The organism is Xanthomonas prunicola, assembly GCF_025266575.1.
In the GTDB taxonomy this organism is placed as follows: domain Bacteria; phylum Pseudomonadota; class Gammaproteobacteria; order Xanthomonadales; family Xanthomonadaceae; genus Xanthomonas; species Xanthomonas prunicola.
Genome location: NZ_CP096142.1, coordinates 951,447 through 964,608 on the forward strand (window position 1 = coordinate 951,447; position 13,162 = coordinate 964,608).

General features: G+C 64.6%; 11 protein-coding genes and 2 pseudogenes. 11 read left to right on the forward strand and 2 right to left on the reverse strand.

Annotated elements, in window-relative coordinates:
• Positions 1 to 14 precede the first annotated feature (14 nt).
• Positions 15 to 205: pseudogene (locus tag M0D43_RS03950) on the reverse strand (hypothetical protein).
• Between the two features lie 122 nt (positions 206 to 327).
• Between M0D43_RS03950 and lpxD the strand changes: the two are divergent.
• From lpxD to M0D43_RS04000, 10 genes and pseudogenes are all read left to right on the forward strand, one after another.
• Entirely contained in the window at positions 328 to 1,341 is a 1,014-nt protein-coding gene (gene lpxD, locus M0D43_RS03955) for a UDP-3-O-(3-hydroxymyristoyl)glucosamine N-acyltransferase (RefSeq protein WP_260807978.1), read from the forward strand.
• A complete protein-coding gene (fabZ, locus tag M0D43_RS03960) occupies positions 1,338 to 1,799 on the forward strand; it encodes a 3-hydroxyacyl-ACP dehydratase FabZ (protein ID WP_260807979.1) in 462 nt (153 codons plus the stop codon). Before lpxD ends, fabZ begins: the two co-directional genes overlap by 4 nt.
• A 21-nt stretch (positions 1,800 to 1,820) precedes the next feature.
• On the forward strand, positions 1,821 to 2,612 hold the full coding sequence (gene lpxA / locus M0D43_RS03965) for an acyl-ACP--UDP-N-acetylglucosamine O-acyltransferase (protein ID WP_252163634.1): 792 nt from the start codon (positions 1,821 to 1,823) through the stop codon (positions 2,610 to 2,612).
• A gap of 83 nt (positions 2,613 to 2,695) precedes the next feature.
• On the forward strand, positions 2,696 to 3,928 hold the full coding sequence (lpxB, locus tag M0D43_RS03970) for a lipid-A-disaccharide synthase (RefSeq protein WP_252163635.1): 1,233 nt from the start codon (positions 2,696 to 2,698) through the stop codon (positions 3,926 to 3,928).
• Positions 3,925 to 4,608: a ribonuclease HII gene (locus tag M0D43_RS03975; protein WP_260807980.1), complete on the forward strand. Its 684-nt coding sequence runs from the start codon at positions 3,925 to 3,927 to the stop codon at positions 4,606 to 4,608. The genes lpxB and M0D43_RS03975 overlap by 4 nt, the downstream gene beginning before the upstream one ends.
• Positions 4,609 to 5,128: 520 nt before the next feature.
• Positions 5,129 to 8,725, forward strand: coding sequence for a DNA polymerase III subunit alpha (gene dnaE / locus M0D43_RS03980; RefSeq protein ID WP_260807981.1), 3,597 nt, complete (start codon positions 5,129 to 5,131; stop codon positions 8,723 to 8,725).
• Between the two features lie 149 nt (positions 8,726 to 8,874).
• Positions 8,875 to 9,834 carry an acetyl-CoA carboxylase carboxyltransferase subunit alpha gene (locus M0D43_RS03985; RefSeq protein ID WP_252163637.1) on the forward strand — a complete coding sequence of 320 codons (960 nt, stop codon included), beginning with the start codon at positions 8,875 to 8,877 and terminating at the stop codon, positions 9,832 to 9,834.
• 60 nt (positions 9,835 to 9,894) lie between these two features.
• The gene (locus M0D43_RS03990) at positions 9,895 to 10,650 is read left to right on the forward strand and encodes a tetratricopeptide repeat protein (RefSeq protein ID WP_252163638.1); all 756 of its coding nucleotides are present in this window, start codon (positions 9,895 to 9,897) and stop codon (positions 10,648 to 10,650) included.
• Positions 10,651 to 10,695: 45 nt separating this feature from the next.
• Positions 10,696 to 11,167, forward strand: a pseudogene (locus M0D43_RS03995) (hypothetical protein).
• 123 nt (positions 11,168 to 11,290) lie between these two features.
• On the forward strand, positions 11,291 to 11,539 hold the full coding sequence (locus tag M0D43_RS04000; RefSeq protein ID WP_252165180.1) for a hypothetical protein: 249 nt from the start codon (positions 11,291 to 11,293) through the stop codon (positions 11,537 to 11,539).
• Between the two features lie 364 nt (positions 11,540 to 11,903).
• Here M0D43_RS04000 and M0D43_RS04010 read toward each other — a convergent pair whose 3' ends face one another.
• The gene (locus M0D43_RS04010) at positions 11,904 to 12,350 is read right to left on the reverse strand and encodes a HemJ family protein (protein WP_101363318.1); all 447 of its coding nucleotides are present in this window, start codon (positions 12,348 to 12,350) and stop codon (positions 11,904 to 11,906) included.
• Positions 12,351 to 12,424: 74 nt separating this feature from the next.
• Between M0D43_RS04010 and M0D43_RS04015 the strand changes: the two genes are divergently transcribed.
• Positions 12,425 to 13,024 (forward strand): methyltransferase, encoded by a 600-nt coding sequence (locus tag M0D43_RS04015; protein ID WP_252164956.1) that lies wholly within the window; start codon positions 12,425 to 12,427, stop codon positions 13,022 to 13,024.
• Positions 13,025 to 13,162 lie beyond the last annotated feature (138 nt).

Consider the following 13,162-nt stretch of genomic DNA (forward strand, 5'->3'; position numbering starts at 1 on the left):
GGTGTGAAACAGAGTTAGATGTCGTTGTTCCGGACGTTGCCCAGACAGGTGGCGGTGGCGCCCGCATTGGATGAGTCCCGCATTGCACCTGCTGTTCCCAGAAGCTCAACGCGTCGGCGCGCTGCTGCGCGATATCGTTGACCGATGCACGGGTGACTGCACCCAGCAGTATCACGCGACCAAGAATGGCTAGGACAGTTTTCAGATGCGTTTTGCTGGTTCGTCACATCGTTGCGGCCGGGCATGCCACACGCCTGACTGCACCGATCAACCTAGCCATTTCCCCTGTAAAACCAGAAAATTATCGTCTACCCGAGGTTTACCCTGATGCGATTAACCGCCAGTGCGATTGCCGAACAGTTTGGGTTGACCGTTGTTGGTGACGGCAGCACCGAAGTCAGCGGCGTCGCCACCCTGGCCCATGCAGACGCGGGGCAGCTCAGTTTCCTGTCCAACCCACGCTATCGCCCGCAACTGGCCGACACCCATGCCGCTGTCGTGGTGTTGCGTGCCGACGATGCCGAAGCCGCCAAGGGCACCGCGCTGGTCGCCAAGGATCCGTATACCGCGTTCGCCAAGATCGCCGCGCTGTTCGATGTAGCACCGGTACGCGAACCTGGCATCCATGCATCTGCGGTGATCGACCCGACCGCGCAGGTTTCGCCTGGCGCGCATGTCGGTCCGTTCGTCAGCATCGGTGCGCGCAGCCGCGTGGGCGATGGTTGCGTGATCGGCACCGGCAGCATCATCGGCGAGGACTGCGTGGTCGATGACGGCAGCGAGCTGCTCGCCCGCGTCACCCTGGTCACCCGCGTGCGGCTGGGCAAGCGCGTGCGGATTCATCCCGGCGCGGTGATCGGCGCCGACGGCTTCGGCCTGGCGATGGATGCCGGCCACTGGATCAAGGTGCCGCAGCTGGGCGGCGTGGTGATCGGCGACGATTGCGAGATCGGCGCCAACACCTGCATCGACCGTGGTGCGCTGGAAGATACCGTGCTCGAAGAAGACGTGCGCGTGGACAACCTGGTGCAGATCGCCCACAACTGCCGGATCGGCGCGCACAGCGCGATCGCCGGCTGCACCGGCATTGCCGGCAGCGCCAAGATCGGCCGGTATTGCCTGCTCGGCGGGCACGTCGGTGTGGTCGGGCATTTGGAGATCTGCGACAAGGTCGTGATCACCGGCAAGTCGGTGGTGCGCAATTCCATCCACGAGCCGGGCGAGTATTCGTCCGGCACCCCTCTCACCGACAATCGCACGTGGCGCAAGAATGCCGCGCGCTTCAAACAACTCGATGCGCTGGCAAGGCGCATTCTGGCTGTGGGCAAGGAGAACGCATGAGTCACCCCGTTTACGAGCTGCCGATCGACGTCAACCAGATCCAGACGCTGATCCCGCACCGCTACCCGTTCCTGCTGATCGACCGGGTCATCGAACTGGACCTGGAAGCCAAGCGCATCGTCGGGCAGAAGAACGTCAGCATCAACGAGCCGTTCTTCCAGGGACACTTCCCGAGCCGTCCGGTGATGCCGGGCGTGCTGATCATCGAGGCACTGGCACAGGCCGGCGGTGTGATGACCCAGCTCGGCCTGGGCCGCGATGCGCTGTCCAAGTTGTTCTACATGGTCAAGGTCGACAACGCGCGCTTCAACAAGCAGGTGGTGCCGGGCGATGTGCTGATCCTGGAGGTGCAGATGAAGCGCCTGATCCGCAACATGGGATGCTATTACGGCGAGGCCAAGGTCAACGGCGAAATCGTGGCCAGCGCCGAAATCATGTGCGCCGGCGCCAAGGAATAACCTGTCTGGAGGTGAGACACGATGCGTGATTCAACACCTTTGATTCATCCCACCGCCGTCATCGACCCGTCGGCGCAACTGGCCGACGACGTGCGCGTTGGCGCGTTTTCGCTGATCGGCGCCGACGTGCAGATCGGCGCCGGCACCGAGGTGGGGCCGCATTGCTCGATCCACGGCCCGACCCGGATCGGCCGCAACAATCGCTTCATCGGCCACGCCGCGATCGGCGGCGAACCGCAGGACAAGAAGTACGCCGGCGAGCGCACCGAACTGGTGATCGGCGACGGCAATGTGATCCGCGAGTTCGTCACCATCAACCGCGGCACCGGCGGTGGCGGCGGCATCACCACCGTCGGCAACGACAACTGGATGCTGGCCTATACGCATGTGGCGCACGACTGCCATGTCGGCAACCACTGCGTGTTTTCCAACAACACCACGCTGGCCGGCCATGTCAGCGTGGGTGACTACGTGATCATCAGCGGCTTTGCCGGCGCGCATCAGTTCTGCCGTATTGGCGCCCACGCCTTCCTGGGCATGGGCGCATTGACCAACGGCGATGTACCGCCGTTCACCATGGTCGGCAGCGAATCGCTCGGCCGCCCGCGCGGCATCAACAGCGAAGGGCTCAAGCGTCGCGGTTTCGACGCCGAACGCATCAGCGCGATCAAGCGCGCCTACCGCACGCTGTACGTCGCCGGACTGCCCCTGGCCGACGCCAAACTGCAACTGGCCGAACAGGCCAAGAGCAGCGACGATGTGCGCGGGATGCTCGAGTTCATCGAAGCAGCAGAACGGCCGTTGTTGCGATGACGGGAATCGGGAATCGGGAGCCGGGCATCGAGACAGGCGTGCAGGATCGCGCGCCTGCCGTCGGCGACCCGACAGCGCTGCCGATGCCCCAGTCTGCACTCCCCAGTCCCGGTGCGCATACGCGCCCTCCCCGTTTCGCATTGATTGCTGGCGAGGCCTCTGGCGACATCCTCGGCGCAGGATTGATCGAGCAATTGCGGCTGCGCTATCCGACTGCCGAATTTGTCGGCATCGGCGGCGATGCGATGCGTGGAGTCGGTTGCCAGACCTGGTTCGATGCCAGCGAGCTGGCGGTGATGGGCCTGACCGAAGTGCTGCGGCATTTGCCACGCCTGCTCAAACTGCGTAGCGCGTTCCGCGAGCGCGTGCTGGCGTGGAACCCGGACGTGTTCATCGGCATCGACGCGCCGGATTTCAATCTACCGGTGGAGCGCTGGCTCAAGCAGCGCGGCATCAAGACAGTGCACTACGTTAGCCCCTCGGTGTGGGCGTGGCGCGAGAAGCGTGCCGAGAAAATTGGCGTCAGTGCCGACCTGGTGCTGTGCCTGTTCCCGATGGAGCCACCGATTTACGCCAAACACGGCGTGGACGCGCACTTCGTCGGCCACCCGATGGCCGACGATATCGCCTATCAAGCCGACCGCGGTGCTGCACGCGCCACATTGGGTCTGTCCGCCTCCAGCACCGTGCTGGCAGTGCTGCCCGGCAGCCGGCACGGCGAAATCAGCCGACTCGGCGACGCGTTTTTTCAAGCTGCCTGGCTGGTGTCCGAACACATCCCAAACCTGCACGTCGTGGTGCCGGCCGCCAACGCGGGCTGCAAGCAAGTGCTGGCCGAGCAGCTCTCGCGCTCGTCGCTGCCGGTGATGCGCTCGCACCTGCTCGACGGCCAGGCGCGCACCGCGATGCTGGCCGCCGACGTGGTGCTGCTGGCCTCCGGCACCGCGACGCTGGAAGCGATGCTGGTCAAGCGCCCGATGGTGGTGGGCTACAAGGTCGCCCCGCTCACCTACCGCATCGTGAAGATGCTGGGCCTGCTCAAGGTCAACCGCTACGCCCTGCCCAATATCCTGGCCAACGACGACCTCGCCCCCGAGCTGATGCAGGACGACTGCACGCCCGAGCGACTGTGCGTGGCGCTGCTGGACTGGTTCAAGCACCCCGACAAGGTTGCCGCCCTGCAGCCGCGTTACCTGGCCCTGCACGCGGAGCTACGTCGCAATGCATCCGCACGCGCGGCCGATGCGGTGGCTGGGCTGCTGGAAGGCCGGGATTCGGGAATCGAGAATCGAGAATCGGCAGGAGCCCGGTCGTGAAGCGCGTCACTTGCCACGGTGCCGTTGTCGTTCCGACGGCGCAGGACGCGCTTTTTCACGATTCCCTAGTCCCGATTCCCGATTCCCGCCTGATTGCCGGTGTCGACGAAGCGGGCCGCGGCCCACTCGCCGGCCCGGTCGCTGTGGCCGCAGTGGTGTTCGATCCCAGCAAGCCACGTATCAATGGGCTGGACGATTCCAAGCAGCTCACCGCCGAACGGCGCGAGCAGTTGTATGCACGCATCGTCGATCGGGCGCTGGCGTGGTCGGTGGTGTTGATCGACAGCGAGGAGATCGACCGCATCAATATCTACCAGGCGACCATGCTCGGCATGCGGCGCGCGGTGGAAGGGGTGGCGCATGTGGCCGGGTTCGCGCGCATCGATGGCAACCGTGTCCCCAAGGGACTGCCCTGCCCGGCTGAGGCGTTGATCGGTGGCGATGCGCTGGATCGCGCCATCATGGCCGCCTCGATCGTGGCCAAGGTCACCCGCGACCGGCTGATGCACGAGCTGCACGCACAGCACCCGGAATATCGCTTCGACCAACACAAGGGCTACAGCACGCCGATGCACCTGGCTGCATTGCAGACCCACGGACCATGCCCGCAGCATCGGCGCAGTTTTGCGCCGGTCCGGCTGGCGCTGGAAAGCCGCGAGCAGGGATCGGTCGGGATCTAGGACCCGGAGCAGTTGCAGGTCGCGCAGCTGGTTGCGCCGCTGTAAGAGGCGCCGCCGTCCATACGCGGCTTGCCTGGCTGCTGCGGGGTCCAGACCAGCTGAAGATTGGAACGGATTGCCCCGCCGCGAGCGCGGTGAGCTTCTCAATCGCCCGGCCTGGCTGCTTGTCGGGACCAGGAGAGCCGCCTGCCGCGTCATGCGCCAGGGCTGTTGCAGTAACGGATCGCTTTACGCTTGGCCTGGCGACTGCGTATCGAATGGGTCACAGCGGCAAATCGTGGGATGCGTCAGGCCGTTTCAGGCAGGGATCGTGCCACCCGCACCGGCCCGACATTTCCCCAACGCTTCGGGACGCAAGCCCGCCGCGCCTACCTGGAGCCCGGGCGCCAATCGATTCGCCCGCATATTGACCCCATGCTCTCGGCGCCGAGGCGTCACCCTAACCCCGCCGCCCGACCTGTCAAGCCTTGTTCGTCCCCGCCCCCGCCGGTACCCTGACCGCGCATTATTCCGGTCTCGCATGTCCACTTCCCGTTTCGTCCATCTGCACGTCCACACCGAGTTCTCGCTGGCGGATTCCACCATCCGTGTGCCCGAGAAACCGGATCAGGCTGACCCGAAAAAGGCCAAGCAGTCCAACCTGCTGAGCCGGGCAGTCGAACTCGACATGCCCGCGTTGGCAGTCACCGACCTCAACAACCTGTTCGCGCTGGTCAAGTTCTACAAGGCCGCCGAAGGCGTCGGCATCAAGCCGATCGCCGGCGCCGATGTGATGATCGCCACGCCGGACATGGCGCCCTGGCGCATGACCCTGCTGTGCCGCGACCGCGAGGGCTACCTGAGCCTGTCGCGGCTGCTCACGCGCGCCTGGTTGGAAGGCCACCGCCCCGAAGGCGGCGTGGCGATCCATCCGGAATGGCTGCAGGCCGGGCACGCCAACCTGTTTGCCCTGACCGGCCGCGACAGCTTGGCGGGCCGTCTGTTTTCCGAGGGTCGCGCCGACCTGGCCGAGCAACAGCTGGCCGACTGGCAGCGCGTGTTCGGCGATGGCCTGCATCTGGAGCTGACCCGCACCGGGCGCGAGGACGAGGAACGCTTCAACCAGTTCGCCCTGCATACCGCCGGCGTGCGCGGCCTGCCGGTGGTGGCCAGCAACGATGTGCGCTTTCTCTACGCCAGCGACTTCAATGCACACGAAGCGCGTGTGTGTATTTCGTCGGGCCGCGTGCTCGACGACCCCAAGCGCCCGCGCGACTACAGCGACCAGCAATACATGAAGTCCAGCGAGGAGATGGCGGCACTGTTCGCCGACCTCCCCGATGCGATCGACAACACCCACGCGCTGGCGCAGCGCTGCAACATCGAGATGCGCCTGGGCACCTACTTCCTGCCCGCCTACCCGGTGCCGGAAGACGAGACGCTGGACAGCTGGATCCGCAGCCAGTCGCGCGACGGTCTGGCCGCGCGCCTGGAAAAGAACCCGATCGCGCCCGGCAAGACCCGCCAGGACTACGTCGACCGGCTCGAATTCGAGCTGGACACCATCATCAAGATGGGCTTCCCCGGCTACTTCCTGATCGTGGCCGACTTCATCCAGTGGGGCAAGAACCAGGGCATTCCGATCGGCCCGGGCCGCGGTTCCGGTGCCGGCTCGCTGGTGGCCTGGGCGCTGCAGATCACCGACCTGGATCCGCTGCCGTACAACCTGCTGTTCGAGCGCTTCTTGAACCCAGAGCGCGTGTCGATGCCCGACTTCGACATCGACTTCTGCATGGATCGCCGCGACGAAGTCATCGACTACGTGGCGCGCAAGTACGGCCGCGAGCGGGTCAGCCAGATCATCACCTACGGCACCATGGCCGCCAAGGCGGTGGTGCGCGACGCCGGGCGCGTGCTCGGCTTCACGTACGGATTGGTCGACAGCGTCGCCAAGCTGATCCCCAACATCCTGGGCATCACGCTCAAGGATGCGATGGGCGAAGGCAAGGATTCGGAGATGGCCTCGCCGGACCTGATCCAGCGCTATCAGGTCGAAGACGACGTGCGCGACCTGATGGACCTGGCCCGCCAGCTCGAAGACCTCACCCGCAACGCCGGCAAGCACGCCGGCGGCGTGGTGATCGCGCCAGATCCGCTGTCCGAGTTCTGCCCGCTGTTCGCCGAACACGACGAAGACGGGCGCGGCAAGAATCCGGTCACCCAGTTCGACAAGGACGACGTCGAAGCGGTGGGCCTGGTGAAGTTCGACTTCCTCGGCCTGCGCACGCTGACCATCATCGATTGGGCGGTCAAGGCGATCAACGTGCGCCACGCGCGCGCCGGCATCGACCCGGTCGACATCACCACCATTCCGCTCGACGATGTGCCCACCTACAAGGGCGTGTTCGCCTCAGGTAATACCGGCGCGGTGTTCCAGTTCGAATCCTCGGGCATGCGCCGCCTGCTCAAGGACGCGCGCCCGGACCGTTTCGAAGACCTGATCGCGCTGGTGTCGCTGTACCGCCCAGGCCCGATGGACCTGATCCCGGACTTCAACGCGCGCAAGCACGGCCAGCAGGAGATCGTGTATCCGGACCCGCGCACCGAAGTCATCCTGAAAGACACCTACGGCATCATGGTGTACCAGGAACAGGTGATGCAGATGGCGCAGATCGTCGGCGATTATTCGCTGGGCGGCGCCGACCTGCTGCGCCGCGCGATGGGCAAGAAGGTGCCGGCCGAAATGGCCAAGCACCGCGAGATCTTCCGCGAAGGCGCGGCCAAGGGCGGGGTAAGCGCGGCCAAGGCCGACGAAATCTTCGACCTGATGGAGAAGTTCGCCGGCTACGGCTTCAACAAGTCGCACGCCGCCGCCTACGCGCTGGTCAGCTACCAGACCGCCTGGCTGAAACGGCATTACCCGGCCGAATTCATGGCCGCGACGTTGTCCTCGGACATGGACAACACCGACAAGGTGGTCGGCTTTCTCGATGAGGTGCGCAACCTCGGCCTCACCGTCAAGCCGCCGCGCGTCAACGAGTCGGCCTACATGTTCGAGGCGGCCAGCCCGGACACGATTCAATACGGCCTGGGCGCGATCAAGGGCGTCGGCCAGGGTGCCTGCGAGGCGATCGTCGAAGAACGCCAGCGCGGCGGCCCGTACACCACGCTGCTGGATTTCTGCACCCGTGTGGGCACCGCAAAGCTCAACCGCCGCACGCTGGAAGCGATGATCAACGCCGGCGCGATGGATGGGCTGGGCAGCAACCGCGCCTCGCTGATGCTGCAATTGCCCGAAGTGATGAAGGCCACCGAGCAGATGGCGCGCGAACGCGCCTCGGGGCAGAACTCGCTGTTCGGCGGGCCGGATCCGAGCGCCCCGGCGATGCGCCTGGACCTACCCGAAAGCAAGGAATGGCCGCTGGGCCAATTGCTCACCGGCGAGCGTGAAACGCTGGGCTTCTACCTCAGTGGCCACCCGTTCGACCCGCACCGCGAAGAAGTCCGCGAACTGGTCGGCTGCGACCTGGGCGCACTGGAAAAGATCCTGGCTTCGCAACAGCGCGGCGGCAGTGGTGGTGGTGGTGGTGGCGATGGCGAAAAACGCGCCTGGCGCCCGGAAGTCAGTGCCATTCTGGCCGGCCAGGTGATCGGCGTGCGCCGCAAGGGCGACAGCCAGGTGTTCGTGCAACTCGAAGACGGCCGTGGCCGGGTCGAATGCAGCGCGTTCTCCGATGCGATGGCCGAGTTCGGGCATCTGCTGACCCGCGACCGCATCCTGATCGTCAAGGGCGGCCTGCGCGAGGACGAATTCAACGGCGGCTACAGCCTGCGCATCCGCCAATGCTGGGACTACGAGCAGATCTGCGCCGACCACGCACAGCGGCTGTCGCTGCGTCTGGATCTGCGTGAAAAACAGGCTTTCAAACGCATCGATGCCCTGCTGGCAAAGCACCGCCCCGGCAAGACTCCCTTGCGCCTGGACCTGTTGCTACGCGCGCCCAGCGGCGGCGTGGCCGGCATGCTCGATCTCAACGGCGGCCACTCGGTGCGCATCGACCAGCACCTGATGGACAGCCTGCGCGCCGACCCGGCGGTGCGGACCCTGAAGATCAAGTACAACCCTCCGTGGGCGTGAGAAGGGGGAATCGGGAATGGGGAATCGCAAAAGCGAGGCCGCCATCCGTCCTGCTTTGATTCCCCATTCCCGATTCTCCCAACCCCACCGTACGGGTCCATCAGACGCATTCGGCTACACTCCCCGCCTTACGTTGACGACGCCATTGCATGAATCCTAACTACCTCGACTTCGAGCAACCCATCGCCGATCTGGAAGCAAAGATCCAGGAACTGCGCAAGGCCAGTACCGGGCCTGCGGTCAACGTGGAGACCGAAGTGCGTGCGCTGCGCGACAAGGCACGCGTGCGCACGGCGCAGATCTTCCGCGATCTGTCCGCCTGGCAGGTCTCGCAGCTGGCGCGCCATCCGCAGCGCCCGTACACGCTGGACTACATCAACACCATCTGCGACCAATTCCAGGAGCTGGCTGGCGATCGCGCCTATGCCGACGACAAGGCGATCGTCGGCGGCCTCGGCCGTATCGACGGGCGACCGGTGGTGATCATCGGGCACCAGAAGGGCCGCGACACCAAGACCAAGGTGGCGCGCAACTTCGGCATGCCGCGTCCGGAGGGCTACCGCAAGGCCTTGCGCCTGATGAAGCTGGCCGAACGTTTCCGGCTGCCGCTGCTGACCTTCATCGACACTCCTGGGGCCTACCCGGGCATCGGTGCCGAGGAGCGTGGTCAATCCGAGGCGATCGCGCGCAACCTGCTGGAAATGGCCGAGCTGAAAATCCCGGTGATCTGCACCGTGATCGGCGAGGGCGGCTCCGGCGGCGCGCTGGCGATCGGCGTGGGCGACCGCACCCTGATGCTGGAATACGGTACCTATTCGGTCATTTCGCCGGAAGGCTGCGCCTCGATCCTGTGGAAGGACGCGGCCAAAGCCAAGGACGCCGCCGAACAGCTCGGCCTCACCGCCAAGCGCCTGAAGGGCCTGGGCCTGGTCGACAAGGTCATTCGCGAACCCACCGGCGGTGCGCATCGCAATCCGGAACAGATGGGCAAGCGCCTGAAAGCCGTGCTGCTCAACGAGCTGGACGCACTGGAAAAGATTCCGGTGGATGCGTTGCTGCAGCAACGTTACGAGCGACTGCGTAGCTACGGTGCCTACGAAGGGCATTGATCTGCGTGCATGACGACGGCCGCGCCGAGTGCGCGGCCATGGAAAGGACGCCACACCCGCATGTCTCCACTCCTGCTGATCTCACTGCTGCTGCAAGCCGCCTGCTGCGTCCACGTCGTGCGCAGCGGGCGGCCCTTGTACTGGATCTTTCTGCTGCTGGCGTTTTCGCTGCTGGCGGTGCTGGTCTATGTGTGCGTGGCGGTCATCCCCGATCTGCGCAACGACCCACACGCACGCCGTAGCCTCAAACGCGTGCGCAACACCCTGGATCCGCAGCGCGAACAGCGCGATGCCTCACGCCGCCTGGATGTGGCCGACACTCCGGAAAATCGTCGCCAGCTTGCCGAGACCTTGCTGGCGCAAGGCGATTACGCGCAGGCGGCCGAGCATTACCAGGGCGCCCTGCGTGGCTTGTATCGCGACGACCCGCACCTGATGCTCGGCCTGGCCAAGGCCCAGTTCGGACTGGGGCAGCCACAGCAGACGCGGCAGACCCTGGATGCCTTGATTGCGGCAAACCCCAGCTTCCGTTCGCATGATGGGCACTTGTTGTATGCACGCGCAGTCGAAGACAGCGGCGACACCGAGGCTGCGCTGCACGAGTACGAGACGCTGGCACAGGGCTATCCGGGCGAAGAAGCACGCGTGCGCTATGCACAGCTGCTGCAGCGCATCGCACGCCCCGATCAGGCCAAGACGGTCTACGAACAAGTGCTACGTCACGCCGCCGCCTCGCCCAAGCATTACCAGCGCGAGCAACGCGCCTGGGTCGAGTTGGCGCGCAAGGGTCTGCGCGAACTCGACCCGAGCGCCTGATCCAATCGTCACTCGCAGACATCTCCGCAGCGGCACGCGACATGTATCGAATCGATCGGCCATCTGATCAAGGCGACCACCCATGCAGAGAAAGCCTGAAATCGAGGCAGGTCTCAAAGCCGAGATCGATCACCTGCTGGAGCAGTCCGCGCAGACGTTCCGCAGCGGCGCCCTGGCGGAATCGCTCGCTCTGGGATGACAGGCGTGGGCGCTGATCCCCGAGCCCAAACAGCGCTGGGATTACTACCCGCAAAGCCTGTCTGCAAGTTTCGTGAAGGATTACGCCGATCTGCACGACAAGGACAACGTGTGCAAATGGATCCAGCTGATGGCGCTGATGTACGACGACCCAGACCACACCGACCATCTTGTCTTCATGACCGAAGGCGAAGCGATGCTGCAGCTCGGAGATGAAGCGCGCGCCAGAGAGGTCTTCGGCAAAATTTACGCGCTGTACGGCAGGAAGGGATTTGCCGGACACCAGAAACAGTATCTGGAGATGTTGCTCAAGCAATAGCCGACAGGCGCATAACCTCGCCGCGCCTGCTGCGTGCGCCAGTCATCACGTTGGAGATTTAAAGAAATGGACTCGTACAACTCTCACGACGTTCGCAGCTCCATGCCACTAGCCGCTTAAACAATGACGGGCGCCATGCAGGAAGATCGCATCGATCGCCTGAATGTCTCGGAGCAATGGAAGACGCGTTTCCAGGTGATCACAAAGGCCGGTGGTGGTACAACGCAGCCAAATTTTCGCTGCCTGCCGATTGCCGAAAGGAGAGGAATCAACTTCAACTGGCTCGCCTTCCTGCTGGGGCCATTCTATTTCCTGGCAAAGGGCTCTGGCGTCAGGCCCTTGTTTGCGTGCTTCTTGCGATTGCCTTGGTAACCCTCCTGGAGTTCGCAGGCCTCGGTCAGTTCGGGAGGGCGGTAGACTATGGATTCGCTGCGATTTACGCAATCCGAGCTAACGTGAGCTGTTACGCCAACGTTGTCCAAGGCCAGGCTCCGTGGATCTGATGTCCCACCATGCAGTCAAACCGACGCCGTTTCGCGACGCGGTCTGACTCAAGCGTTATCCAGCATCGCCGGACGTCGCTGCATCGCATGCGCAGATCGAGCTGTGGGGTCAGTCGCTGCCGCCGACCGACGGCAGCGTGATGCTTCACGACAGAAGGTCTGCGCGCAGAGGCAGCGTCCCGCGCCTGCGACACCGCACCGCGCAGGTGTTCCTGGCGCGGTGCGGAATGCACTCAGAACGGCTTGGCCAGCACTAGCCAGATCACGCCGACCAGCAGAATCACCGGTACTTCGTTGAACCAGCGCAACGCCCGCCCACTGGGCACTGCGCGCCCCTGTTCGGCGCCTTTGACCCAGCGGCCGGACACGATGTAATGGGCAAGGATCAACGCCACGGCAAACAGTTTGGCGTGCAACCAGCCGCCCGTCACCATCGTCGGGAAATCCGGAATCACCCGGTAGCCCTGCCACAGCACCGCGCCCAGCAACAGCGCCAGGCCGAGCATGCTGTGGCCAAACGTGTAGAGCCGCCGCCCCATCAACACCAAGCGCGCGCGCACTGCGGTGTCGTTCCCGGCTTCGGCGATGTTGACCAGAATGCGCGGCAGATAGAACACCGCGGCCATCCAGGCGATCACGAACAACAGATGGAAAGTCTTGATCCACAAATACAGGGTCATGCGCTGGCTCCACTGGCTCGCGTAGGATGACCCGCATTTTCACCTATCCGCGCACGCGAAAGCAGCTGACGTCCATGCAGCAGTCCGACCCCAAACAGTACGACGCCCACTATTTCCGCCGCTGGTATCGCGATGCGGGCCTGGCCGACCCTGCACGCCTGCGGCGTAAGGTCGCACTCGCCGTGGCCCAGGCCGAGTACTACCTGGAACGGCCGATCCGTAGCGTGCTTGATGTCGGCTGCGGCGAGGCGGCATGGCGCGCGCCCTTGCTGGCGTTGCGGCCGAAGCTGAGCTACCTGGGCTTCGACAGTAGCGCCTATGCGGTTCAGCGTTATGGCCGCAGCCGTCAGATCCACCCCGCCCGCTTCGGCGATTTCGCCTGGCTGCGCCCATGCGCGCCGGTGGACTTGCTGATCTGCTCGGACGTGCTGCATTACGTGCCCACCCGCGAATTCAACCAGGGCCTGCCCGGACTGGCCGAGCTGTGCGCAGGCGTGGCGTTTCTGGAAGCCTTCGCCGAAGAAGACGCATTCGAAGGCGATCACGATGGCTTCCAGGCGCGACCGGCGCGCTGGTATCGCAAGCGCTTCGCCAGCGTGGGCTTTGCTGCACTGGGGTCGCACTGCTGGTTGTCGCCGCAATTGGCCGGAGAAACGTCTGCGTTGGAACGCTGACCGGCGTGTGGGCGACTCCAGGTCATCCATGACAGGAGCTTGGCCCCTCCCCCACCCCATCCCCGCCGGCGCATTTGCTGCCACATTCCACATAACAGCCTCAACCGTCCGCAGCCCCATTAAGGTGCAAATGCGCCA